Source organism: Streptomyces sp. BA2 (assembly GCF_009769735.1).
In the GTDB taxonomy this organism is placed as follows: Bacteria; Actinomycetota; Actinomycetes; order Streptomycetales; family Streptomycetaceae; genus Streptomyces.
This window is the reverse complement of sequence record NZ_WSRO01000002.1, coordinates 608,542-632,701: the sequence shown is the minus strand read 5'-3', so window position 1 is coordinate 632,701 and position 24,160 is coordinate 608,542. Positions and strand designations below refer to the sequence as shown.

At 70.7% G+C, this 24,160-nt stretch carries 17 protein-coding genes; 10 read left to right on the top strand and 7 right to left on the bottom strand.

Going from position 1 to position 24,160, the window contains the following annotated elements:
• Positions 1 to 35 precede the first annotated feature (35 nt).
• The 5 genes from E5671_RS05600 to E5671_RS05580 are packed head-to-tail and all read left to right on the top strand — an operon-like array spanning position 36 to position 5,554.
• Positions 36 to 1,319, top strand: a complete 1,284-nt coding sequence (locus E5671_RS05600; protein ID WP_160502727.1) for an ABC transporter substrate-binding protein — start codon at positions 36 to 38, stop codon at positions 1,317 to 1,319.
• Positions 1,316 to 2,278, top strand: coding sequence for a carbohydrate ABC transporter permease (locus E5671_RS05595; RefSeq protein ID WP_160502726.1), 963 nt, complete (start codon positions 1,316 to 1,318; stop codon positions 2,276 to 2,278). Before E5671_RS05600 ends, E5671_RS05595 begins: the two co-directional genes overlap by 4 nt.
• Positions 2,275 to 3,144, top strand: coding sequence for a carbohydrate ABC transporter permease (locus tag E5671_RS05590; RefSeq protein WP_160502725.1), 870 nt, complete (start codon positions 2,275 to 2,277; stop codon positions 3,142 to 3,144). Before E5671_RS05595 ends, E5671_RS05590 begins: the two co-directional genes overlap by 4 nt.
• The gene (locus E5671_RS05585; protein ID WP_160502724.1) at positions 3,141 to 3,746 is read left to right on the top strand and encodes a hypothetical protein; all 606 of its coding nucleotides are present in this window, start codon (positions 3,141 to 3,143) and stop codon (positions 3,744 to 3,746) included. Before E5671_RS05590 ends, E5671_RS05585 begins: the two co-directional genes overlap by 4 nt.
• A complete protein-coding gene (locus E5671_RS05580) occupies positions 3,743 to 5,554 on the top strand; it encodes a hypothetical protein (protein WP_336605673.1) in 1,812 nt (603 codons plus the stop codon). Before E5671_RS05585 ends, E5671_RS05580 begins: the two co-directional genes overlap by 4 nt.
• On the opposite strand, the gene E5671_RS05575 is transcribed toward E5671_RS05580, so the two are convergent.
• The 3 genes from E5671_RS05575 to E5671_RS05565 all read right to left on the bottom strand — a co-directional run bounded on the left by E5671_RS05575 (position 5,511) and on the right by E5671_RS05565 (position 9,826).
• Entirely contained in the window at positions 5,511 to 6,296 is a 786-nt protein-coding gene (locus E5671_RS05575; protein WP_160502723.1) for a methyltransferase domain-containing protein, read from the bottom strand. The two genes, E5671_RS05580 and E5671_RS05575, sit on opposite strands and share 44 nt — an antisense overlap.
• Positions 6,297 to 6,344: 48 nt before the next feature.
• Positions 6,345 to 9,041: a discoidin domain-containing protein gene (locus tag E5671_RS05570; protein WP_160502722.1), complete on the bottom strand. Its 2,697-nt coding sequence runs from the start codon at positions 9,039 to 9,041 to the stop codon at positions 6,345 to 6,347.
• Positions 9,042 to 9,154: 113 nt separating this feature from the next.
• The gene (locus tag E5671_RS05565; RefSeq protein ID WP_160502721.1) at positions 9,155 to 9,826 is read right to left on the bottom strand and encodes a GntR family transcriptional regulator; all 672 of its coding nucleotides are present in this window, start codon (positions 9,824 to 9,826) and stop codon (positions 9,155 to 9,157) included.
• Positions 9,827 to 10,156: 330 nt separating this feature from the next.
• On the opposite strand from E5671_RS05565, the gene E5671_RS05560 reads away from it, so the two are divergent.
• The 4 genes from E5671_RS05560 (at position 10,157) to E5671_RS05545 (ending at position 18,264) form a co-directional block, all read left to right on the top strand.
• Positions 10,157 to 12,502 carry a collagenase gene (locus tag E5671_RS05560; protein WP_160502720.1) on the top strand — a complete coding sequence of 782 codons (2,346 nt, stop codon included), beginning with the start codon at positions 10,157 to 10,159 and terminating at the stop codon, positions 12,500 to 12,502.
• 200 nt (positions 12,503 to 12,702) lie between these two features.
• Positions 12,703 to 13,569: a bis(hydroxyethyl) terephthalate hydrolase gene (bdeA, locus tag E5671_RS05555; protein WP_160510002.1), complete on the top strand. Its 867-nt coding sequence runs from the start codon at positions 12,703 to 12,705 to the stop codon at positions 13,567 to 13,569.
• Between the two features lie 183 nt (positions 13,570 to 13,752).
• On the top strand, positions 13,753 to 16,929 hold the full coding sequence (locus tag E5671_RS45295; protein WP_336605672.1) for a helix-turn-helix transcriptional regulator: 3,177 nt from the start codon (positions 13,753 to 13,755) through the stop codon (positions 16,927 to 16,929).
• 72 nt (positions 16,930 to 17,001) lie between these two features.
• The gene (locus E5671_RS05545; protein WP_160502719.1) at positions 17,002 to 18,264 is read left to right on the top strand and encodes a PucR family transcriptional regulator; all 1,263 of its coding nucleotides are present in this window, start codon (positions 17,002 to 17,004) and stop codon (positions 18,262 to 18,264) included.
• Positions 18,265 to 18,344: 80 nt separating this feature from the next.
• On the opposite strand, the gene E5671_RS05540 is transcribed toward E5671_RS05545, so the two are convergent.
• Together E5671_RS05540 and E5671_RS05535 are read right to left on the bottom strand one after the other, a co-directional pair.
• A complete protein-coding gene (locus E5671_RS05540) occupies positions 18,345 to 19,790 on the bottom strand; it encodes a glyceraldehyde-3-phosphate dehydrogenase (RefSeq protein WP_160502718.1) in 1,446 nt (481 codons plus the stop codon).
• A gap of 107 nt (positions 19,791 to 19,897) precedes the next feature.
• A complete protein-coding gene (locus E5671_RS05535) occupies positions 19,898 to 20,857 on the bottom strand; it encodes an SMP-30/gluconolactonase/LRE family protein (protein WP_160502717.1) in 960 nt (319 codons plus the stop codon).
• 266 nt (positions 20,858 to 21,123) lie between these two features.
• Between E5671_RS05535 and E5671_RS05530 the strand changes: the two genes are divergently transcribed.
• Positions 21,124 to 22,488: an FAD-dependent oxidoreductase gene (locus tag E5671_RS05530; RefSeq protein WP_160502716.1), complete on the top strand. Its 1,365-nt coding sequence runs from the start codon at positions 21,124 to 21,126 to the stop codon at positions 22,486 to 22,488.
• Between the two features lie 135 nt (positions 22,489 to 22,623).
• On the opposite strand, the gene E5671_RS05525 is transcribed toward E5671_RS05530, so the two are convergent.
• Together E5671_RS05525 and E5671_RS45290 are read right to left on the bottom strand one after the other, a co-directional pair.
• On the bottom strand, positions 22,624 to 23,649 hold the full coding sequence (locus E5671_RS05525) for a DUF6907 domain-containing protein (RefSeq protein WP_160502715.1): 1,026 nt from the start codon (positions 23,647 to 23,649) through the stop codon (positions 22,624 to 22,626).
• A gap of 292 nt (positions 23,650 to 23,941) precedes the next feature.
• Positions 23,942 to 24,112, bottom strand: coding sequence for a hypothetical protein (locus E5671_RS45290; protein ID WP_202121021.1), 171 nt, complete (start codon positions 24,110 to 24,112; stop codon positions 23,942 to 23,944).
• Positions 24,113 to 24,160: the final 48 nt, after the last annotated feature.

Genomic DNA, 24,160 nt, shown 5'->3' with positions numbered 1-24,160 from the left:
CCGTCAAGAATCCAGAGAGGAGAGGTGTCATCGGCATGCCCGGAAGCAGGACAAAGTGGTCCTGCGCAACGGTCGCGGTGCTCACGCTCAGTGCGCTGCTCACCGGCTGCGCCGGCTCGGACGAATCGAGCGGCGGCGGCAAGACCGTTCTGCGCTACACCTGGTGGGGCAACCCCGACCGGGCGGCCCGTACTCAGGAAGCCGTCGCGCTGTTCGAGAAGGAGCACCCCGGGATCACGGTGCAGACCTCGTTCGCCGGCTACGAGGCGTACAAGCAGAAGCTCGCCACCCAGGCGGCGGGCGGCGACGCCCCCGACGTCGTGCAGCTCGACTACCGGCAGATCGACCAGTACGCGTCCGGCGGCATCCTGCTCGACCTCGGAAAGCAGAAGAAGGCCCTGCGTACCGACGAGATCGACGCGGGGCTCCTCGCCACCGGTGTCGTCGACGGCACCCAGTACGCGATCCCCCAGGGCCGCGGCACCGAGACCCTCGTGTACGACGCCAAGCAGTGGGAGGCGGCCGGGGTGCCACGCCCGCGCAAGGGCTGGACCTGGGGCGAATGGGCCGACGCCATGCGGCAGTTGGCCAAGAGGACCGGGAAGCCGGGCTCCGTCGACCCCGGACAGAGCGAGGACTGCTTCGAGGTGTGGCTGCGCGGCCAGGGCAAGGCCCTCTACACGAAGGACCGCCGACTCGGCTTCACGGCCGACGACCTGACCCGCTGGTGGACCTTCACCGACAAACTGCGGCGCGAGGGCGCGGTGTCGGCCGCCGAGCAGACCACCCAGCTCGACGGGTCGGTGGAGAACCAGCCGCTGGCCCGCGGCAAGGCGATCGCCGACTTCAACTGGGACGCGCCCGCCAGCGGATACACGCCCATCGTGGGCGAAGGGCTGACGCTCGCCCCGATGCCGTCCGGCGCGGACGGCACACCCGGCCAGTACTTCAAGCCATCGATGTTCATGGGCGCCGCCGCGAGCACCGAACACCCGCAGGAGTCCGCCGAGTTCATCGACTTCATGATCAACGACGAGAAGGCGGCGGCGATACTCGGCGCCTCCCGCGGCATCCCCGTCAACGAACCGATCCGCGACGAACTCGGCCCCGACCTGAAGGACTTCGACAAGACCGTCGCCGACTACCAGGACTCTGTCGACGGCAGCCTCAAGGCGCCGCCGCAGGCCCCGCCCACCGGCGACAACTCCCTGCAGACCACCTTCCAGCGCGACTACGACCAGGTGTCGTTCGAGCAGATGACGCCCCGCGAGGCCGCGGAGGACTTCATCACCGAGGCGAAGGCGGAGCTGAGGTCATGACCACCACCACCGGCATACCCGCTGAAGCCGCGCGGACCAAGAGCCCCGCACCACCGCCGAAGCAGCCCGGCAGGCTCCGGCGCGAGGGTGCAGCCTGGGTGTTCCTCTCGCCCTGGGTCCTTGGCGCCGTCGTCCTGACGCTCCTTCCGATGGCCGTCTCGCTGTATCTGTCCTTCACCGACTACGACCTGTTCAACGCCCCGCGCTGGGTGGGCTTTCGCAACTACGTCCAGATGTTCACCGAGGACCCGCGCTACTGGCGCTCGGTCGGCGCGACGCTGATGTACGTCGTGATCGCCGTGCCGCTGCAACTCGCACTCGCCCTCGCCGTCGCCCTCGCCCTGAAGTCCATGAAGCGCGGCAAGTCCTTCTACCGCTCCGCCTTCTACGCCCCTTCGCTACTCGGCGCGTCCATGTCGATCGCCCTGGTGTGGCGGGCGGTCTTCAACGACGGCGGCACCGTCGACAACCTCCTGTCGGACATCGGCATCCACACCGGCGGCTGGGTCAACAAGCCCGGCTGGGCGCTGCTCGCCGTGGCGCTCCTGACGGTCTGGCAGTTCGGCGCCCCCATGGTGATCTTCCTGGCGGGTCTCCAGCAGATCCCCACGGAGCTCTACGAAGCCGCCGCGGTGGACGGGGCGAGCCGCAGGCGGCAGTTCGTCTCCATCACCCTGCCGATGCTGTCACCGGTGCTCTTCTTCAACCTGGTGCTCCAGACCATCCAGGCCTTCCAGGTCTTCACGCCCGCCTTCGCGGTCAGCGGCGGCAAGGGCGGCCCCGCCGACTCCACCCTCTTCTACACGCTCTACCTCTACGACCGCGGCTTCGTCGCCTCACACATGGGCTACGCCTCCGCCATGGCCTGGGTCCTGCTGATCGCCATCGGAGCCGTGACCGCGGTGCTCTTCCGCACCTCGCGCTCCTGGGTCTTCTACGCGAACGAGGGGGAGCGATGACCACCACCACTGACACCACCGCCGGCCGGCGGTCCCTTCCCTGGCGCCGCGTCGCGCTGCACGCCGGGTGCCTGGCCGCGCTCCTGGTGATGCTCTACCCGCTGGCCTGGCTCGTCGCCACGTCGCTCAAGCCCGCCGAAGAGGTGATCGCGAGCCTGAACCTGCTGCCGAGCAAGCTGGAGTGGTCGAACTACACGACCGCCCTCGACGGCGTCGACGGCGTGTCCGTCGGACGGCTGCTCTCCAACTCCCTGCTGATCGCGGGCGGCGCGGTCCTCGGCAACGTACTCAGCTGCTCGCTCGCGGCCTACGCCTTCGCGCGGCTGCGCTTCCGCTTCCGAGGGCCGCTCTTCGCCTTCATGATCGCGACGATCATGCTGCCGCACCACGCCGTCCTGATCCCGCAGTACATCATCTTCAACCAGCTCGGCATGGTGAACACCTACTGGCCGCTGATCCTGCCGAAGTTCCTCGCCACCGAGGCCTTCTTCGTCTTCCTCATCGTGCAGTTCATGCGCGGTCTGCCGCGCGAGCTGGAGGAAGCCGCCAGGATCGACGGCTGCGGGCCGTTCCGGAGCTTCTTCCTGGTCGTCCTGCCGCTCACAAGGCCCGCGCTGATCACCACCGCGATCTTCACCTTCATCTGGACCTGGAACGACTTCTTCACCCAGCTGATCTATCTCTTCTCGCCGGAGAAGTTCACGCTGACGCTGGCGCTGCGGTCGTTCGTGGACGCTTCGAGCCAGTCCGCGTTCGGCCCGATGTTCGCCATGTCGGTGATCGCGCTCCTTCCGATCGTGCTGTTCTTCCTCGCCTTCCAGCGTTTCCTCGTCGAGGGCATGGCCAACTCGGGGGTGAAGGGATGAGCGCGCGGGCCCGCGAGACGGGCGAGATATTCGGGCCGCGGATGACTCTGTTCGCGGACGTCCTCGCACTCGGCGTGGTCACGGCGCTCGCCTGTCTGCCGCTGATCACCGCTCCGGCGGCGCTCTCCACCGCCTGCGCGGTGGTGCGCGGCACCGGGGAGGGCCAACCCGCCACGGCGAGGCGTTACTTGGCGCTGCTGTGTGACCGGTTCCGTGCCGGGGACATTGCCGCGGGGGCGGTCGCGCTCGCCGGGGTGTCGCTGCTCGCGGCGGACCTTGCGCTGGCCGGGGCGGGGCTGCCGGGTGCCCGGGGCTTCGCCGTGACGGCGGCGGCGATCGGAGCGTGCGCCGTGGTCGTGGGCCTGCGCGCCTGCGCCCGTCCCGAAGCGATCGGCGACTGGCGTGCCGCGGTGCGCGGAGCCGCCGGTGAATCGGCGCGGGATGTGGGCGGCAGCCTCCTGGTCCTGCTCGCCCTCGCGGCGGCCGTGCTGTGCGCATGGATGATGCTGCCGCTCGCGTTCCTCGTGCCGGGGCCGCTGGCCCTGGCCCTCACCGCCATCGACGTACGCAACGTACGCATGCCTCATGGGGAGACAGCGTGATAGCCCGCAGGACTTTCCTGGCCACCTCCGCCACCGCCACCGCCGCGGGGGTGGGGGGACTTGGCGGCGGCTCGGCGGCAGCCGCGTCCGAACAGCCGCGCCAGGACCAGGACTTCGTCGACTTCCTCACCGAGGCCGCCGACGCGCGCGCCGCCGCCGTCATCGACGGGTACGACGACGACCTCACCGAGCTGCGCGACCAGGGGAAAGCCCGCGCAGCCGCCCGCAGTCTGCGCACCCTCACCTCCGTCCACGTGCACCCCGGCTCGCGGTACCACCACGACGACGCGCTCCTGGGTCCGCTGGGCGGACTCGCGGAGGCCCTCGCCGACGAACAGTTCGACGACGGTCTTTGGGACCAGGGCGCCGTCCACTCGCCGCCCGACACAGCGTTCTCCATCGTCGACCTCAACATCGCCCACGCCCTCCTCGACAAGGACGGCGAACGGTCCACCGCGAAGCTGCGGGCCACGGTCGAGCGGATCCTGCGCAAGGCGGGCCCCGGCCTCGCGAACGGCGGTGTGCACACCGCCAACCACCGCTGGCTGGTGTGTTCCGCGCTCTCCCGCATCCACCGGCGCTGGCCCGACCCGTCCTATCCCCGGCGGATCGACGCCTGGCTCGCGGAGGGCATCGACCAGCTCCCGGGCGGCGAGTACAGCGAGCGCAGTCCCACCTACTCGGCGGTGGTGACCAACCCGGCCCTGCTGACCATCGCCCGCTTCCACGACCGGCGCGACCTGTACGCACACGTACGGGACAACCTCACCGCCTCGCTCTACGTCACCGAGCCCGGCGGCGAGGTGGAGTCCCTCCATTCGCGACGCCAGGACCAGGCCGCGCTGCGCTACCTGCCCGAGTTCTGGCTCCAGTACCGGGAGTTGGCGATCCGCGACGGCAACGGAACGTTCGCGGCGGTCGCCGAGCTGCTGCGGGAGCGCGGCACCGGGCAGACCTTCGGCGAGACTCCGCCGGGCGACCGGCTCGCCGAGGTCCTCGACCGCCCCGAGCTCGCACGTGAGCTGCCGCAGGTGAAGCCCCTGCCGACCGACTTCGAGCACCACGACGACAGCTGCCGCCTGGTGCGCGTGCGCCGCGGCGAGCGGACGGCGAGCATCTTCGGCGGCACGGACCTGCCCGAGGTGCACGCCATCTCGTCGGGCCTGTCCACCAACCCCACGTTCTTCAAGATGCGCAAGGGCGCCGCGATCCTCGACTCGCTGCGGCTCGCCCCCCGGTTCTTCTCGCTCGGACCCTTCCGGTCCGAGGGCCTTGAACGGCAGGGCGACGCGTGGCGGCTGCACGCGGAGGTCCGCGCGGCCTTCCACCAGCCACTGCCACGGCGCCACCGGCGCAAGGACGGGCTCTACCCGCTCACCGACGACGGCCGCTTCTGGTCGGCGATGGACTTCCCGCACCGGCCCAAGGAGTACCGGGCGCTGCGCACCGAGATCCTGGTGCGCGAGACGGACGACGGAGGCTGGGACCTGTCCTTCGACGTGTCGGAGTCCGCGGTGCCGCTGGCCCTCGAACTGTGCTTCCGGCGGGGCGGTGAACTGTCGGGGGAGGGCCTGGAGCCGGTCGCCGGAGCCGATGACACCTACCAGCTCGTCAGCGGCGAGGCGACCTACGCGGTCGGCGACGACCGGATCACCTTCGGCCCCGGCAACGGCAAGGGCGGTAAGCAGCCGCCCGTGGTCGAGCCGGGGGAGCGCTACACCTGGATGAACGGCTCCCTCACCCCGGACGGCATCCGGGTCCTGATCACCGGCCGTTCGCCGCTGACGTATCGGATGACCCTGCGCTGAGCCGTTGTTCGTGGGACTCAGGGCGGCGGGCGAAGAAGACGAACTCCTTGCCGGGGCGGTCCGGGGCGCCCCGGACCTCGTCGACGACATAGCCGTGCGCGGCGAGCGTGGCGGCCACCTCGGCGCGCTCGCGGAAGCGCAGGGTCGAGTCGGAGGTGAGGGCCTCGCCCGTCGCGGTGAGGATGTAGGTGTGGCGGAAGCTCACCAGCGGCAGGTGGACGCCGGTGACATCCACCCAGGTCTCGACGGGACCGACGCCCTCGACCGTGACGGTGCGGTGGGTCGCGGCACGGTTCCACTCCTCCCACGCCCGCCGGGCCGGGTCGCGGGTCTCGAAGACGAGGTGCCCGCCCGGCCGCAGCGCGGTGTGGATGCCGCGAAGGGTGGACTCCCACACCTGCGGGTCCGCGATCGCCTGGGCCACATTGGCGGTCATGGTGGCCAGGTCCACCCGCATCTCGGGGAGCGCGGTCGCCTCGCCGTGGATCCACCGCACGCGCTCGCTGCCGGGCTTGGAGCGCGCGACATCGAGGGAGGCCGCGGCCGGTTCGACGCCGGTCACCGAAAGGCCGCGGTCGGCGAGGAGCAGTGCGAACGTACCCGTGCCGCACCCCACGTCGAGCACCTGACGCACCTTCAGTTCCGCTGCCACGTCGGCGTACACGTCGAGGTCGCCGCGGTCCGACTCGATCGGATCGTAGAGCGCCGCAAGCCGTGGATTCTCGTACGCCTCATCTGCCACGCCCGGCAGGCTACCAACGGGCGTGGCAGATGAGGCAGCCGCAGGGACCTACCTCTCGACGGTCAACTCCTGGATGCCTGCCGGCTTTTTGGCGTCCGCCGAGGTGATGGCCACCCGGATGTAGCGGGCCGCACCGCCGTCGGGTGAGGCAGGGCTCCAGTGCCGCCCGTCGAGCGACGTCTGGACCGTGTGCTTCGTCGGCTTCACGTCCGTCCAGCGCGGGGTGATCTCGGCGATACGGGCGACCTTGCCGAGGTCCGCGGTCAGGGTGGCGCGGGCGGTGTCGGGGACCCAGGCGGTGGCGGTGTTGCCGTCGAGTGCGGCGTCCGCGTACTGGCCCGGCTGCTCCGAACTCGCCTTCGCGTCACGGCACCTGGCGAGGTTGTCGGTGGGCTCGAGGTCCGGGCGACGGGTCTTGATGTGTGCGGGCGCGTCCTGGCTGACGACCTGCTTGCCCTGCGGCGTCTCGATCTCGAAGGGCTCGCCGTGGGTGAGGCGCACCGTGGTCTCGTGGGCGCCGATGGCGATGTCGTACGTACGGCCTTGCCAGTGCAGGGAGTTGAGCTTCACGCCCTGGGACAGCTGCGGCGGCAGCATCGGGTCGAGGTGCACGCTGTTCTCGCGCATCCGCTGCCCGGTCAGGCCGTTGGTGAAGACCTGGAGGAAGCCGCCCTGGCCGGTCGTGAAGTTCTGCGCCGGGGAGCCCGACAGCGGGTCGGATGCTCCCGCCTTGTCGCCGCGCGCTTCGGAGAAGAGGTCGAACGGGCCGCGTACGAAGGGGCGGATGGACCGCGTCAGGTAGGTGTACGCGGAGCAGCCGGGCTCGCCGATCGCGGCGGCGTCGATGGCGTGCACCGAGTCGGTCATGGCGGGGCCGTCGGGGTCGGTGCGGGCCGCGTAGTAGTCGAGGGTGTTCGTGGCGGCCTTCTTCGACATCGGCCACTCCAGCGGGTACATCAGGAGCACGGTGTCCGCCTGCTTGATCACCGAGCCCTTGTAGCCGTCGTACTGCTGGAAGACCTGCTTCTCCTTATCATAGGGGATGCGCAGCTTGTCGGCGACGGTGTTCCAGTTCGCCGGGGCGTCCTTGCCGAGGATCTTCGCGGCGTGGGTTGCGGTGCGCAGGGTGGTGGCGGCTCCCGCGTTGGTGAAGACGCCGTCGTCGACGCCGTTGCTGTACTCGTCGGGTCCTGCGACGTCCTTGATGGAGTAGCTGCCGTCGTCGTTGCGGGTGGCGCGGTCGGCCCAGAACTCGGCGATCCCTTGGATCACCGGCCAGCCGCGGGTGCGTAGCCACTGGGTGTCCTTGGTCGCCAGGTAGTACTGCCAGGCCGCCAGGGCGATGTCGCTCTGCAGGTGGTTCTGGGTGCGGCAGTGCGGCGGGTCCACGCTGTGGCACTCGGACTTGAGGTCGCCCTTGCTCGCGCTGGTCCAGGGGTAGAAGAGGCCGCGGTGGCCGAGCTTCTTCGCGTTGGCGCGGGCGCCGTCCCGGGTGCGGTATCGGTAGTCCAGCACGGACTTGGCGAGGTCGGGGTGCGCGGCGAGCAGCGCCGGATACATCCAGGTCTCCGCGTCCCAGAAGACGAGGCCCGCGTAGTTGTCGCTGCTCAGGCCGGTGGGGGAAATGCTGTTGGCCGAGCCGGGGCGAGTGCTGGAAAGGAGCCCGTACTGGGCGGACCGCACCCACGACTGGAGTTCGCCCTGCCCTGCCACCTCGATGTCACCGCGCCACAGCTTGCGCCAGGCGGCGGTGTGCCCGGCGAACAGTGCGTCCCAGCCGCGCCCGGCGGCACGCTGCGAGGCCGCGACGGCGTCGCGCTCGGGGGAGCGGGAGGTCAGCGCGGTGTCGACGCCGACGTACTTGGTGAACTCGTAGGTCCGGCCGGACCGGACAGGCAGTCCGACGGACTGGTGGGCGCTCAACTTGCGGGCAGGAGCTGAGTTTTGTTCATTTCCTGTACGCATGCCATGCCCGGCGCGCAGCGTCGAGGCGACCGTCCCTTCGGTCTTCGTACCTTCGGTGCGGAACCCGACGGCCATGGTCCGCCCTCCGGAGCGGGCGCCTGCGCCGGTGGGGGTCACGCGCCGTGCGCCGCGTCCGTCGATGCGGTCGGTGACCTTCGCGTCGCCGTCCCAGCGCGGGGTCATGCGCAGGCGTACGGCGCCGACGTGGGGGTTGTCGCGGTCCGCGAGGACGTCGTAGACGAGGTCGGTGGCCCGGCCGTCGGCGGCCGTCCAGGTGAGCTCGGTCCGCACCAGGCCGCGGCGCAGGTCGAGGCTCTGCCGGTAGTGCGAGATCCGGGAGGCCGGGGTCGCGGAGGTGAACGTCTCGGCCTGGGGACCACCGGTGGACACCGTGAGCGGGCTCCAGGTGGGGATGGCCGCGGCGACCTGGCGGTCCTCGGTGGTGTCCTTGTTGTGCGCGTACAGCCCGGAGACGAACGAACCGTCGTAGCGGCGGCTGAACAGCGGCCATCCGGTCTTGGCGTCGGAGGCGGTGTAGCCCGCTCCGTTGGGTGCGACACGCTGGCCGAGATAGCCGTTGCCGACGAAGGCGTGGTACGTGTCCTTCGCGTCGATACGGTTCGACGTCAGCGTCCAGTCGTCGTCGGAGGACGCGGGCGTCGTCGGCTTGTCGGTTCTCGGGGACGCGATGTCGGCCGCCGCGGTGGGGGGAACGGCTGCCGCAAGCACGCCCACGAGGAAGGGTGCGATGAACCGGGCCGTGCGGGGGAGGGACCTCATTGTGCTCCGTTGCGGGGTCGCCGGGGAAGGTCAGGCGACCATAAAGATGTGAACGGTCCGCGTCAATGAATCGCGCGCTGTGTTGAAGAATCAAACGAACCAGCGAGTAGGTCCTACTCTTTGGTGCCCCGGGCCCACAGCGAGCGCACATGCCCGAGATGGCGGGTCATGCACTGTTCCGCCCCCTCCGCGTCACCCACCATCATCAGGTCGAGGAGCTCGATGTGCTCCTGTGCCGACGGGATCAGCCGGCCGCGCTCGTCCAGTGCCGTCAGGCCATAGAGGCGGGAGCGCTTGCGCAGGTCGCCGACGGTCTCGACGAGGCGGTCGTTGCCGCCGAGCGCGAGCAGGGAGAGGTGGAACTGCCGGTCGGCCTCGAGATAGCCGATGAGGTCGTGCTCCCGGGCCGCGCGCACGATCTCGTCGGCCACAGGGCGCAGCCGTTCCAGCTGCGCGCGTGACGCGGACCGGGTGATGCGGCCGATCATCGGGACCTCGATGAGAGTACGGATCTCGGTGTACTGGTCGAGGTCGCTTTCATTGACCTCGGTGACGCGGAAGCCTTTGTTGCGGACCGGTTCCACCAGGCCCTCGCGGGCCAGATCGAGCATCGCCTCGCGCACCGGCGTCGCGGAGATCCCGAAGTCCTCGGCGAGGACGGGCGCCGAGTAGACCTCGCCGGGCCTCAGTTCGCCCGATATCAGCGCGGCCCGCAGATGGTGGGCGACCTGATCGCGCAACCGCTCCCGGGGAGTGACGAGGGTGCGCTGTGTGAGGTGCCCCATGGTGGTGATCCCTTCGTGGCCCCGCAGGCCGTGGCCCACGTGCCCGCCCCGAGTGGTGCACCAGCGTACAAGGTCACCTTGTTCTCCCCCCAGGATCCGGTGCGCCGTCAGAGCCCGCGAGCAGGGTGAACGCCCAGGTGCGGCAAGGGAGTTGTGATTCACCCAGTGTCTGAGGGGTTGTCAGTACCATTTCACATTACTACGTTACGCATCACATGGCGCGGCCCGCTCTCCTCAAGTTGCCCCAGCTGACCGGCAGTTGAGGCAGACGGCCCAGCGCCGTGCGCGCACGCACCGCTTGCCCCACCTCCCACACATCAGGAGCCTGTCGTGCACCAGTCCCGTACTACCCTGCGCAGATCCGTGGTCGCCGCGGCGATATCCGTGACGCTGTGCGCCACCGCCGCGCCGGCCGCCTCCGCGGACGCCCCCGCGCCCGACCGGCGCCCGGCCACCGCGTCACCCGCCGCGCCGGGACCTGAGGCGCCGAGCCCCTTCGACCGGGTCGACCGCCGCGCCAAGGCCCCGAAGCCCGCCGCCCGGAAGCTCCCGGCGCCCGGCGGACTCACCGAAGGCCGCGTCCCCGGCCCCCGTACGGACAAGGCGAGGGTCACGGCCGACGTGCCCCGCGCCACGGTCGGCAAGGCGTTGGTGCCGTGCACCCTCGACGGCGTCACGGGCCTGTCGCCCGCTCAGTTCGTCGACTTCCTCGCCGATCCGGCCGTCACCGCCGACGGCTGTCTGCGGGGTCTCATCTGGAACTGGGACCGGCGCCTCGCCCCGGTCATGTCGGCCGCGCACATCCAGGCCGTCTCCCAGCGCGTCACCCAGCTCGCCGCATCCCACGACGGCACCAACGGCAGCCATCTCCTTGAGATGTTCACCTACCTGCACGCCGTCTCCTACCAGGGCTTCTCGCACGACGAGGTCGACCTCACCGACCCGGCGACCCTGGCCGCCATGCGCCGGGCCGTGGACGCCTTCGGCACGGCCGCCCACGCCTTCGACGCCACCCGCTCCAACGCCGAGACGCTCCGCGAGGCGCTCACCGCGGCCAGCGCGGCAGGGCTGCGTCAGTATCAACTCCCGCTCGTCAAGCGGGTCCTGGCGACGATGGACGCCGCTCATCCCGACACCGCCCAGGACAGCCGCTGGGCCGGCGCCGCCCTCTCCGCGCTCACCCTGAACTACCTCGGTATTCACCCCGGCAACCAGGACACCGCCTTCCGCGCCGCGGTGGCCGCCGACCCCTCCTACCGCGCGGCCTTCAAGGCGTTCGCCGGGCACACCCACCTCAAGGGCAAGCCCAACGCCTGGGTGGTGCGCGACGCAGTGAGCGAGTACGGGCGCATGGGCCAGATCGACGCCCTGCGCACCGAGATCGTCGCCGGGCTCGGCCCGCTCCTGGACACCACCGCACGCAACTTCGGTGACGGCAGCGCACCGTGGGCGAAGGTCGTCACCTGGCTGATCGAGTTCGAGGCCTGCAAGCCGTACAAGGTGTGCAGGGACGACATCGAGCGCCGCGTCTTCCCGCAGACCTACGTGTACGACGAGGGCGGAATGAAGGTCCGCACCGCCCTCGACCGCGCCACCGTCGACCAGCTCTACTACGCGAGCAAGCAGGTCAAGGCCCAGTTCCACCGCGTCGTCGGCACCCAGGAGCCACTCAAGGGCGACCCCAACGCAAGCCTGACCACGGTCCTTTACGCATCCCGCGCCGACTACGAGAACTACCATCCGCTGCTGACCGGCATGGGCACCGACAACGGCGGCGTGTACATCGAGAGGGGCGCGACCTTCTACACCTACCAGCGGCGTGTTCCCCAGGACTCCTCGCTGACGCTCGAGGAGCTGTTCCGCCACGAGTACACGCACTACCTCAACGGCCGCTGGGCGGTGCCCGGCTTCTTCGGCGAGGGGCCGTGGTACGAGGGTGACCGGACGACCGCGATGGACGAGGGCACGGCGGAGTTCTTCGACGGTGCCACGCGCGACGACGGCATCAAGGTCCGCAAGTCCCTGATCCAGGGCATCATCGACGACACCGCGGGCGGCGGACCGCGCATGAGCGTGAACCAGTTGCTGCACGCCACCTACGACGGTGACGGCTTCCGCTTCTACGACTACGCGGGTGCCTTCTTCGAGTTCCTGTGGACCGAACGCCCCGCGCAGATCAAGGAGATGTACCGCCACCTGCGCTCCGACGACCCGGGTGCCTTCGACGCGTGGCGCGACCGCCTGGGCCGGGACTCAGGGCTGCAGAGCGCCTACGACGCCTTCCTCGACAAGCAGATCGCCCACGTGGACGACCTGTTCGTGCCCGACACCGAGTACGTCCCCGTCGACCAGCTGCGTGACAGCACGGCCGAGCAGGTCCGCTCCTCGTTCGTCGCGACGACCGGCATCACGCCCGAGTGCCGCTCCATCAGCGCGCCGGGCCGCCCGCGGTTCGTGTGCACCGGCCGGGTCACCGCGAACCTCCGTGACGCGGCAAGCCCCGACCTCGTCTTCAAGGACATGTCCGAGACCGTCGACTTCTTCATCCTCGACCGGGCCGCGGGCGGCGACAACAACCTCACCGACATGAACTGCGCCTTCGGCGAGGTGGACATCTGGGCCAACGGCCGCGCCGGGACGTCGCACTACACGTGCGAGGGCCCCCTGCGCGGCTGACATCCGTCCCCGTGCCGGCGGACGGCATCCGTGCGCGACACCGGTGATTTCGCCGATGTCGGCACCCCGTCGGCGCCACCACGGTGGGGACCGCCAACGAACACGGCGGTCTCCACCGGGGTGTACCTCCCTCTCCCGGGTGGCTCCGCCACTACCGAGAGGACCCCTCCGTGCGCCTGCACGTCTTCTCCCGCCCTGTGATGCGGGCCGCTCTGGCCGCCGCGGTCGCCACCGCGGGCCTCCTTGGCACCGGCCTCGCGCCCGGCGCCCAGGCCGCCGCGGACAACCCGTACGAGCGCGGCCCCGCACCCACCGTCTCCAGCATCGAGGCCGCGCGCGGCTCGTACGCCGTCTCGCAGACCAGCGTCTCGTCGCTGAGCGTGTCCGGCTTCGGCGGCGGCACGGTCTACTACCCGTCGTCCACCGCCGACGGCACCTTCGGCGCGGTCGTCATCTCCCCGGGCTTCACCGCCTACCAGTCGAGCATCGCCTGGCTCGGGCCGCGGCTCGCCTCCCAGGGCTTCGTGGTCTTCACCATCGACACCAACACGACGCTCGACCAGCCCGACAGCCGGGGACGCCAACTTCTGGCCGCGCTGGACTACTTGACGAAGTCCAGCTCGGTGCGGGGCCGCGTCGACGCCTCCCGGCTGGGTGTGATGGGGCACTCGATGGGCGGCGGCGGCAGCCTGGAGGCCGCCAAGAGCCGTACCTCGCTGAAGGCGGCGATCCCGCTGACCGGCTGGAACGCCGACAAGACCTGGCCCGAGCTGCGGACACCGACGCTGGTGGTCGGCGCGGACGGTGACACCGTCGCGCCCGTGTCCTCCCACTCCGAGCCGTTCTACCAGTCACTGCCGAGCACCCTGGACAAGGCGTACCTGGAGCTCAACGGCGCCACCCACTTCACGCCGAACTCGTCCAACACGACGATCGCGAAGTACAGCATCTCCTGGCTGAAGCGGTTCATCGACAACGACACCCGCTACGAACAGTTCCTGTGCCCGCTGCCGAGGCCGAGCCTCACGATCGAGGAGTACCGGGGCAACTGCCCGCACGGCTCCTGATCCTGATGACCCGTCATGGGGGCCCGCCGTCCGTCGCCGGCTAATCGGCGGCGGACGACGCGTGCCGTGCCCCCGCCTCCGGACTGTGCCCGCGCACACCCGGACGAGGCTGCCGCTGGTGGCGTGCCCAGTGCGATGGACGCGGGGCTTCCGGGCCGTGTTACGCGGAAGTAACGTGCGGGCGTGACCCTTTCGACGACCGTACCCGGCGTGCTCAGGGCTCCCGAGCTGCACGGCCGCCGCGAGGAGATCGCCGCGGTGGAATCCCTGGTGGGGCGCTTGCGGGCAGGCCGAGGCGGCGTGCTTGCCCTCGTCGCGCAGCCCGGCCTCGGGCGCAGCGCGCTCGTGGAGTACGCGCGGGCGATCTGCGACCCGGTCCCGTCGGTGCGGCCCACGGCCCCGGCGGCGCTGCCGAGGGAGGGACCGCTGCTGGTCTGCATCGACGACGCGCACACTTGGTGCCCGGCGGCCCGGTCCGCTCTCTTGGCCGACCTGCGCCGCCTGCCCGCCGAGAGCTCAGTCGGCGTCATACTCACCCTCACTGAACACCACACCAGGGCGGGCGAGTTGGGCGGCCTCGCGACCGTGCGCCTGGGCCCGCTCGACGACAGTGCGGCTGCCGCCCTGCTCGACCGGCTGACCCGCGGCTCGGCCGACCCGGTGGTCGGAGCCTGGCTGATCCGCGAGGCAGCGGGCAACCCGCGCCTGCTCTCCGCGCTCGTCGCGGCCCTCACCCCCGGCCAACTGTCCGGCCGCACTCCGCTCCCTGACCCGCTCCCCGGCGGCGAAGCCGTCCTCGCCGCCTACGCCACCCACATCGACGAACTCCCCCACCACACCCGCGCCCTACTGCTGCTCGCGGCGGCGGCCGGGGAGCATGAGCCTGAGGGGGCGGGGGCGGACCTGGCTTTGTTGGTGCGGGCGGCGGCGGAGGTCGGGGAGGGTGAGGGTGCGGGTGCGGGTGGGGGCCTCGTCCGGTTGTTTCGGGCGGCGGCGGGGGTGCGTGAGGCTGAGGGTGCGGGTTTCGCCCAGTTGTTGCGGGCGGCGGCGGACAGAGAGCACGTACCCGGGAGTGGGGCCGCGGACCTGGCTTTGCTGCTGGGGGCAGGGGCAGGGGCAGGGGAGCGCGAAGCCGGTGGTGTGGGTGCAGATCTCGCCCAGCTGTTGCGGGCTGGGGCGGACAGGGAGCATGAACCCGGGAGTGGGGCCTCGGGCCTGGCTTTGTTGTTGCGGGCGGCGGGGGTTGGGGAGGGTGAAGCCGAGGGTGCGGGTGAGGGGCTGGCTCCGTTGTTGCGGGTAGCGGCGGGCGGCGAGCACGGACTCCGGGGTGGGGCCGCGGACCTGGCTTTGCTGCTGGAAGCTGCGGCGGGCGGGGAGGGTGAGCCTGGGGGTGGTGCCGCGGACCGGGCTTTGTTGTTGCGGGCGGCGGCGGGCGGGGAGTGTGGAGCCGAGGGGGTGGGTGCGGGGCTTGAGTTGTTGTTGTGGGGTGGCTGTGGTTCCGCGGGGCTTGCGCCTGCTGAAGCTGCTGGTGTGGTCGTCGTAGTGGGTGGGCGCGTCCACTTCACTCACCCCCTCCTTCGCCGGGCGGTACTGCACCGCGCCCCGCTCGCCCGCCGCCGCGCCGCCCACGCCCGCCTCGCCGCCGTCTGCCGTGACCGCCTCTCCTGCCTGGTCCAACTCGCCTGCGCCGCAGGGGACCACGACGCGCGGCTCGCCGGAGCCCTCGCCGCGGCGGCGACCGCACCCCGTCCGCACGCCGAGCGTTCCGCCGCCCTGGCCCGCGCCGCGGCACTCACCGCCGACACGACGCTGCGTACCGACCGGCTCGCCGACGCGGCGGAAGCGGCCCGCTTGGCAGGGGACCCCGTCCGGGCCCGTGCCCTGCTCGCCCGCACAGCTGCCGTTCCCGCCCACGGCGGCGTCCACCGTGTGCGCGGACTCTTGGCCCTCGCCGACGGGCCGGTCGCCGATGCCAGGGAGGCCCTGCTCACCGCCGCCGCGCTGCTCCCGCCCGAACCGGCCCGCCACGCGCTGCTGGCCGCGGCGGAGGCGGCCTGGGCGATGGGCGACGCCGCGGCCTACCGGGAGGCGATGGCGCGCGTCCCCGCCTGCGCCGACGACCCGCCCCTGGAGGCGTACCGCGCCGGGATGTGCGCGGTCCTGTCCGGCCGCACCTCCGAAGGCCACGCCCTGCTGCGTCGATGCCTGGACGACGTACCCACCACGAACGAGCCCGCCGGGCTGCTGCGCGCCGCAGCCGCCGCCCTGGTCGTCGGCGAGGTCGAGAGCGCCTGCGGCGCGGGCGCCCGAGCGCTCGCCGCCGTGCGCGCATACGGGCCCGAGGTCCTGCTGCCGCGGGCCCTGGAACACCTGGCGTACGGAGAACTGCGTGCAGGGCGGCACACCACGGCCCGGGCCCACGCCCTCGAAGGGCTCAAGGCCGCGCACCGCACCGGGCAGCCCAATGTCGCTGCCTGCCTGCACGCCGTTCTCGCGCTCGCCGCGTCCGTGGGGGGTGACGCGGAGGCCTGCGCCAGGCATGCGGCGGCCGCTGCCGAGGGCGCCGGACCGCATGGACTCAACCAGGCCGCCACGCTCGCCGTCTGGGCCGTCGCCCGAGCGGATCTCGCAGCGGGGCGCCCAGGGGATGCGGCGGCCCGCCTCGCACCACTGGTCGCCCCGGGACCCCGGCGCGGGCACTTCGCCGTCAGGATGCTGGCCGCCCCCTGCTTCGTCGAAGCAGCCGTACAGGCCGGGCGCACAGCAGAAGCCCACAGCGCCACAGCCGAGTTCACCCGCTGGACCGAGGCCACGGCGGACCGGCTCGCCCCGGCCCAACTGGCCCGCTGCCGCGCCCTGCTGGCCCCGTCGCAGCAGACGGCCGCCGCGTACGAGAGCGCGCTCGCGCACCACGACCGCTCACCCGGCGAGTTCGAACGCGCCCGTACGCAGCTGCTGTTCGGCCAGTGGCTGCGCCGCAGGCGCCGTACCCGCGAGGCGCGCGGCCCGCTGCGGGACGCGCTGGTCGGCTTCGAGCGGTGCGGGGCCCGCGCGTGGGCGGACCGCAGCCGCGGCGAACTCCGCGCCGCGGGCGAGGCGGTCGCGGGGGAGCCGGGACCGGGGCCGGGACCGCTCGCCGCACTGACCCCGCAGCAGCAGCGCATCGCCCGTCATGTGGCGGAGGGCGCCACCAACCGCGAGGTGGCCGTGCGCCTGTCGGTGAGCCACCGCACCGTCGACCACCACCTGCGCAATGTGTTCGCCGCGCTCGGCGTACGCTCCCGCGTCGAGCTGTCCCGGCTGCTCGCCGAAGACAAAGGGTTGCCGGACCGTGATGAGGAGATTGCCGCACACCTCTAGGTACCGACTGGGCGGTATGCCATTCTTCGGGCGTCAGGAAGATCCGGCGTGCACACTTCCCGTGGAGGCCCCATGCCACACGTCCTGCGGTCACGGGTCGGGCCCCTGCACGAAGTGCCCGCCATCGCCCCGCTCGCACCGGGCGCCCGCTCCCTCCTCGACGCCGAGGCCGTCGCCGTACTGCACCGCGCGGCCCGCGCCCTGCTGAGGGACCTGCCCGCGATGACCGACCGGCTCGTCGCGGAGCTGCGCGAGCGGGAGCCCGCCTACCGGGCCGACATCGAGGCCCGCCCCACCGAGGTGTGGCAGGAGGTGCACCGCTCCCTGCGGTACAGCGTCACCTCGCTCCTCCAGCCGGGGGAGACCCGGGAGGCCGCCCACCGCACGTCCATCCAGATCGCCGGGGTGCGCGCCGAACGGGGCCTGCCGCTCGACGCGTTGCTGCACGCCTTCCGGCTCGGCGGGGCGATGGTGTGGCAGGGCCTGGTCGAGGAGGTCTCGCGCGGCAACCCCGACGACATGCGCCTGCTCATCCATGTCGCCACGGACGTGTGGAACTTCGTCGACGAGCACTGCGGCGTGGTCGCCGACGCCTACCGCCGCACCGAGCGCCGCATCGCCTGGCGGCACGAGAACCGGATGCGGCTCCTGACCGCGGGCCTCCTCGACGGGAGCGCCCGCCTCACCGACCTGCCCACCGCCGCCGAAGTCCTGGGCCTGCCCGAGGACGGGTGGTACGCCGTGATCGCCTTGGCGGGAGAGGAGTGCATCCTCACCCTGCCGCCGGGGACGCGGGCCCTGCGCCACGCCGGTCCCGACACCCAGTACGCCTTGGTGCTGCTCGGCGACGCCGAAGGCGACCCGGCGGCCGAACTGTCCGCGCTCGGCGCCGGCCTCGCCCTGCCGACCGGGGCCCGCGCCGGCATCGGTTCGCCCGTGGAGGGCCTTGCCGCCGTCCCGCACGCCCGCCGCCTCGCCGACACGGCGCTGCGCGCCTGCCCCCGCAGCGGCGGCACCGTACTCCTGGACGAACGTCTGCCCGACGCCCTCGTCGTCTCGTCGCCCGATCTTGCGGAAGCGCTCGCCGAGCGCGTACTCGGCCAGTTACGGTCCCTCGACCCCACCGACCGGGACCTCCTGCTCGACACGCTCGTCGTCTGGCTGGAGACGGATGGCTCCGCGCAGCGCGCGGGCGCCCGCCTCTACTGCCACCGCAACACCGTCCTCAACCGCCTGCGACGCGTCGAGCAGTTGACGGGTCGCAGCCTCACCCGGGTCGGTGACCTCGTGGAGATCTCGCTCGCGCTGGGGGCGCGCAGGCTGCTCGGCGGGTGACCGCGAAAACGGCGGTGGGCGGCAAGGGGATCCCTTGCCGCCCACCGCCGTTTTCGCAGTCACCCGTGTCAGGGCCGGTGTCAGACCACCGGCACCGGGTACGTCGGGTACTCCACGCCGGAGACGTGCTGGACGACGCGGATGACCTGGCACGAGTAGCCGAACTCGTTGTCGTACCAGAGGTAGAGAATCGCGTTGTCGCCGTCGACCTTCGTGGCGCCCGCGTCGACGATCGAGGCGTGCCGCGAGCCGACGAAGTCCATGGAGACGGCGTCGGGAGCGGTCGTGAAGTCGATCTGTCGCTTCAGCGGCGAGTGCAGCGAGACGTCGCGGAGGTGCTCGAGGACCTCTTCGCGGGTGGTCTCGCGGCCCAGGCGCAGGCTCAGGATGGCGATCGAGACGTCCGGGACGGGGACGCGGATCGAGCTGCCGGTGATGGGCGCCTTGAGGTCGGGCAGTGCCTTGGCGACGGCGGAGGCGGCGCCGGTCTCGGTGATGACCATGTTCAGCGGCGCGGAGCGGCCGCGGCGGTCGGCCTTGTGGAAGTTGTCCAGGAGGTTCTGGTCGTTGGTGAACGAGTGGACGGTCTCCACATGGCCGCGCAGCACGCCGTACTCGTCGGCCATGGCCTTCAGGGGCGGCACGATCGCGTTCGTGGTGCAGGAGGCGCAGGACAGGATCTGCTCGTCCGGCTTGATCGTGTCGTGGTTGACGCCGTGCACGATGTTCGGGACGTCGCCCTTGCCCGGCGCCGTCAGGACGACCTTGTCGATACCGGGGCGCAGGTGCTGGGAGAGCCCCTCGCGGTCGCGCCACTTGCCGGTGTTGTCGATGAGGATGGCGTCCTTGACGCCGTACGCCGTGTAGTCGACCTCGGAGGGGTCGTTGGCGTAGATCACCTTGATCTCGTTGCCGTTGGCGATGATCGTGCTGTTCGCCTCGTCGACGGTGATCGTGCCCTGGAACTGGCCGTGGATGGAGTCACGGCGCAGCAGCGAGGCGCGCTTGACCAAGTCCTGATCGCCGCCCTTGCGGACGACGACGGCGCGCAAGCGAAGGCCGTTGCCCGAACCGGCCTTCTCGATGAGCAGGCGGGCGACGAGGCGGCCGATGCGACCGAACCCGTAGAGGACGACGTCGCGTCCCTCGCGGCTCTCGATCTTGTTCTCGCCCGTGGCGCCGGCGACGGCCTCGGCGGTGAACTCCGCGACCGACAGACCGCGGTCATCGGTCCTGTACGCCTCCGCGAGCAGGCCGAGGTCGATCTGCGAAGGACCGAGATCGAGCGTCGTGAGGGCCTGGAGGAACGGCAGCGTCTCGGTGACGGAGAGTTCCTCACCGGCTATCTGCCGGGCGAATCGGTGGGTCTTCAGGAGGCTGACCACCGACTTGTTCACCAAGGAGCGGCTGTGGAGCAGGACGGTCACGTCCCGCTCCCGGTGCAGCTTCCCGATGATCGGGATCATCGACTCCGCGATCTCCTCGCGGTGCTTCCAATTGGTGAACGAGTCGTCATTGACAGTCACAGGAGTATCTTTCGAGCTAGGCGGCGCTCATATGCTAACCCGACGCCGCTTTTGATCATGCAATGGGTGCCGCCCGCCCGCGCTTCAGGGGGTATTCAGAGGGGAACTCAGAGGGGAACGGCGACGGCGTTGAACGTCGTCCCCGGCTCCTGCGGGCTGGTGAAGCGGGCGTTGACGAGATAGAGACGGTCGCCCCAGCGGGCCGCGGTGGTGGGCACGTCGAAGCGGGGGTCGGTGATCGTGTGGCGCAGGGTGGCGGAGCCCGCCTGGGCGTCGAGGTGGAACACGCTGATGAGGTTCAGCCGGTTCTGTACGACGTACAGGGTGCGGCCGATGCGCAGGAGGCCGTCGCCGTTGACCACGTTGTCCGCGCCGACCAGCGTGATCTCGGTGGCGTGCCCGGTCTTGAGATGCACCCGATAGAGCTTGCCGGGGGAGCTGCTGACGACGATCAGGCCCCGGCCGTCCGGCGTGCCGACGATGCCGTTGGCGTTGATCACGTCCGGTGTCTGCACCCAGTCGCCGCCGAGCGGCAGCGCGCGCACCTTGCCCTTGCCGCTGCGCGGCACTCCGTGGAGCACGCTGTCGCGCGAGTCGGTGAACCAGGCGCGGTCGCCGAGCAGGGTGACGTCATTGATGAAGTGGCCGGCGGCTTCCGTGAGTTGGTACGTGGCCACGAGCTTGCCGCTGCGGGTGTCGAGGACCCGCGCGACCCCGGTGTTACCGGCGATGTAGAGCAGGCCGTCGTCGTCCAGCTTCAGACCGACCGCCACCATGCCCGCGGCGCCCTCGTAGAAGACTTCGCCCCGGCCGGTGCGCAGGTCGGTGCGGTAGACGGCGCCGTTGGCGCGCGAGCCCATGTAGGCGTATGGCTTTCTGCCGATGGCTATCCCCTCGGGGAGGAAGCCGTCGGGGAGCGGGAACTCGGTCGGCCATGTGGCGCCGTGCGCGGTGGTGGCTGCCCCGGCCGTTCCGGCGCCGGTCGCCACCGTGAGGGCTGCGAGGGTGGCGCCGCCGAGGACGGTGCGCCGGGAAGGCTGGGGGTGATTCCGGTGATCGCGGGTCATGTTCCGGGGCCTCCGTGGAGAGCGGGGGTGGGGAGCCTCAATTGCCGCAACTCTGTTGCGTGTGCGGCGTGTTGACAACGAGGTGGCCGTGCCCCGGGTTCCCTGGCGTCCCGCTCCCGCGTGCGACCTGCGGCTCAAACCCTGCCTTCGTGACCCCATAAGCTGTCCTTATGAGGTCATAGGTCAAGGCCGGGTACTAACTTAGGATTGCCTTAGTTTAGGCTTCCCCACGAGCCCCACGTCTTCGCTCGAAGGGAAACCTGATCATGTCTCGCCCTCTGCGGGTAGCCGTTGTCGGAGCCGGTCCGGCCGGCATCTACGCCGCCGACGCGCTGCTGAAATCCGCAGCGGCGGTCGAGCCCGGTGTGTCGATCGACCTCTTCGAGCGGATGCCCGCGCCCTTCGGCCTCATCCGCTACGGCGTCGCCCCCGACCACCCGCGGATCAAGGGCATCGTCACGGCCCTGCATCAGGTCCTGGACAAGCCTCAGATCCGCTTCTTCGGCAACGTCGACTACCCGAACGACATCGACCTGGACGACCTGCGCAGCTTCTACGACGCGGTGATCTTCTCCACCGGCGCGACGGCCGACCGGGCACTCGACATCCCCGGCATCGACCTCGACGGCTCGCACGGCGCCGCGGACTTCGTCTCCTGGTACGACGGGCACCCGGAGGTCCCGCGCACCTGGCCGCTCGACGCGGAGAAGGTCGCCGTCCTGGGCGTCGGCAACGTGGCCCTGGACGTGGCGCGCATCCTCGCCAAGACCGCGGACGAGCTCCTGTCGACCGAGATCCCGCCGAACGTCCACGAGGGACTCAAGGCCAACAAGGCTCGTGAGGTGCACGTCTTCGGGCGTCGCGGCCCCGCGCAGGCCAAGTTCAGTCCGATGGAGCTGCGGGAGCTCGATCACTCCCCGAACATCGAGGTCATCGTCGACCCCGAGGACATCGACTACGACGATGGCTCGATCGCGACCCGGCGCGGCAACAAGCAGGCCGACATGGTGGCCAAGACCCTGGAGAACTGGGCCATCCGCGACGTCGGTGACCGCCCGCACAAGCTCTTCCTGCACTTCTTCGAGTCGCCGACCGAGATCCTCGGAGAGGACGGCCGGGTGGTGGGCCTGCGCACCGAGCGCACCGCCCTCGACGGCACCGGCAACGTCAAGGGAACCGGCGAGTTCAAGGAGTGGGACCTCGGCGCCGTCTACCGCGCCGTGGGCTACCTCTCCGACGAGCTGCCCAAGCTGCCCTGGGACATCGCGTCGGGCACGGTGCCGGACAAGGGCGGCCGGGTCATCGAGGAGACCGGCGAGCACCTGCAGTCGACGTACGTCACCGGCTGGATCCGCCGCGGACCCGTTGGCCTCATCGGCCACACCAAGGGCGACGCCAACGAGACGGTCGCCAGCCTCCTGGACGATCACGCGAACGCCCGTCTGCACACGCCCACCGCCCCCGATCCGGCGGCCGTGGAAGCCTTCCTCGGCGAGCGGAACGTCCGCTTCACCACCTGGGAGGGCTGGTACCGCCTCGACGCCGCGGAGAAGGCCCTCGGCGTGGCGGAGGAGCGCGAGCGCGTGAAGATCGTCGAGCGCGAGGACATGCTCAGGGCGAGCGGGGCCTAAAGGAGCCTCGTCCGCGTCTTGTGTGAGCGGCGGCGCCCGCCGCGAGGGGTGCGAGGAGCCAGACGCGAATCAGGGCGCCGTATCTGCGTTCATGGCATACGGCGCCCTGGCCTTCATGGCGGGTGACTCAATGGCTCACGCCGCTGCCTGCCCCCTCAGCCATGAGAGCGGCTCTGGCGGGGTCCCCGCCTGTCGGACCTCTGCGCCGTCGTGGGCGGTCAGTTCCCGTTGTGTCTCGTGCATCTCTGCCAGCAGGTGCTTCACCCGGTCTTCCAGGCACGGGCCGGTGGTTTCCCTGGGGACGGTCACCCAGACCGGCCCGCCTTGCCGCGTATCGCCGACGGCGTGACCGAAGAAGCCCCTAGCGTCGCTCTGGTGCTCCACGATCCGCACGCCGCAGTAGCCGACGAGCTCCTGCAGGGATGCGACGGCTTCCGGGCGGGCGTACTCGCGTCCCTGCCCGATGAACTCATTGAGGCAAGCCCGCAGTTGGTCTGCCTCGTCGAAGGTCATCTCCACGTGGTGCCGCTTCTGGGTGGTGCCGATGGTGAGGTCGATCAGAGGAAGCGGGGCATGCGGCATGTGCTCCATGACGAGATCGAGTGTCTCTGCCTCCCGCCCGTATTTCGTGTGCACCACCGGATGGAGCCCCAACTCCATACTGACCTCCTCCGTGGCATGGAACTGGTCGACCAGGAGCCCGCTCACACTGTGCTCCTCCTGGTCCCGGTACTGGCACCAGGGCGGACAGGGGGCGACGAGTTCAAGTGGATGAGTGGCGGCCGGGTAGAGGTCGACGGCTTCGGCCGCACCGCCGAGGATGACGGCCTCGAACCGGTGCCGCAGCCCTCGGAGCCGCAGGGCGAAGTTGTCCAGGCCGGTGATGAACGACCCCAGGGCAGCGAGGCCCAGTTCAGCCGTACCGTCGACGGCCGCCAGCCATAGACGGGGCTGCTCGCCCCGCGCTTCCTCGTCGTGCCCGAGGCCGATCTGCACGGACAGCAAGGGGACTTCGAGGCTCGGGCTCATCTCTGCAGGGGCAGGCAGACGCACCGGGGTGCTGACATGACTCCCGACTGCCTCCGCGTGAGCCTCGCGGGCGCACCAGGCAGGGCACTCGTGCTCGGCCGGGTGCAGGGGCAGAACTGTCGTGGTGGACATGATGTCTCCTTTGTCTGGGAGTGGCTTCCTGTCCAGCAGTTTTGATCCCGCTCATGGGCATCACGCCCTAAACTCGCAAATTGGGTATACGGCCCGTTCATCCAGGTCAGGCTGGTGCCCCCGGCAGCCGAGGTAGCTCAACATGCCACCGTGCCATGGGCAGTTGTTGCTGTTACCGGGCTCCCGGCCGCGGTTTCGGCGACGGTCCAGGCGATGGGCTCCTGGACCAGCTGGCATACGTCCTCGTTGATGTCAGGCGTGGATGTCAGCGGGCGTGTGCTCGCCCCACAGTTCAGTCGCCCGAGTGGCCCCAGAAGTGGATCTCTTGAGGGTTACCCTCGCTGTCGTGCAGCACTGCGCAGCGTCCGATCCATCGCGATCGGGGGAAGACATCGAAGTCTTTGACGTGCTCACGGGTGAGCTTGTCAGCACCCAGCAGCTCGCGCGCTTCCTCGACCGTCACGGGCTCCACAGTGTTGCAGTCCGGGTTCTCGCCAGGTCCTACGACGCG